This window comes from Micromonospora sp. AB353, from assembly GCF_049538395.1.
Taxonomy (GTDB): Bacteria; Actinomycetota; Actinomycetes; order Mycobacteriales; family Micromonosporaceae; genus Micromonospora; species Micromonospora aurantiaca.
The window spans coordinates 1-764 of the sequence record NZ_JBMVFV010000186.1 but is presented as its reverse complement, the minus strand read 5'-3'; the positions used below and the strand labels follow the sequence as shown (position 1 = coordinate 764).

Below are 764 nucleotides of genomic sequence, written 5' to 3'. Positions count from 1 at the left end.
GTGCTCTTGTTCTTGCTGTGCATGTGCGGCGGGTGGTCAGTTGGTGCTGTAGCCGCGGGTGGCGATCCAGTCGGCGAGGTTGTCGATGTTCATGCGGTAGGTGGCGGTGTTGGGGTCGGCGCTGTCGGCGATGGTGACGGTCTTGCCGTTGTCGCGGTAGCCGATGACGCTGATGTAGTGGCCGCCTTCGAAGGAGTGGGTGGTGCCGTCGGTGTCGGTGGCGGTGCCGGCGATGTTGGCGACCACGGCCCGGCCGGCGTCGACGGTCTTGACCACGTCGGCGCGAAGCGTGTCGGTCTGCTTGTCGTCGGCCTTGGGGGTGCTGATCTCGACCGACTTGTAGGCGTCCTTGGCGCCGGTCTCCTTGTTCAGTACGGGGGTGATGTCGTTGATGCTGTTGGTGCCGGCCTCGGTGGTGCCCATCTCGCGGGCCATGGCGTGCACGTCGATGTTCTTGCCCTGCACGGACAGGGCGTTGCGGGCGGCGGCGGGGCCGCAGAAGTAGAAGTTGGGCTGGGCCTCGTAGCGGACGTCGAGTTCCCGCTCGCCGTGGCCCTGACGGTCGGTGGTGATCGGGGCGGTGCGCTCGGCCGGGGCGGCGTGGGCGGCGATCGCGGGGCCGGCGATACCTCCGGCGGTGGCGGCGATACCGGCAGCGGTCAGAACGGTCTTACGCAGCAGAGTGGTAGCCATGATGGTTGCCTCCCTGACATGGGGGATCACGCGGCGCGGGGACGCCGCGCGAGAGGGGGAAAGTCTTGAGG

At 68.2% G+C, this 764-nt stretch carries 1 protein-coding gene; it reads right to left on the bottom strand.

Annotation, left to right across the window (positions count from 1 at the left end):
- Nucleotides 1-36: 36 nt before the first annotated feature.
- Entirely contained in the window at nt 37-693 is a 657-nt protein-coding gene (locus ACPCK6_RS29605; RefSeq protein WP_423482859.1) for a C39 family peptidase, read from the bottom strand.
- Between the last annotated feature and the right edge of the window lie 71 nt (nt 694-764).

Excerpts from the sequence above, each read along its gene's own strand:
- ACPCK6_RS29605 (WP_423482859.1), bottom strand. The coding sequence starts at position 693 with ATGGCTACCACTCTGCTGCGTAAGACCGTTCTGACCGCTGCCGGTATC.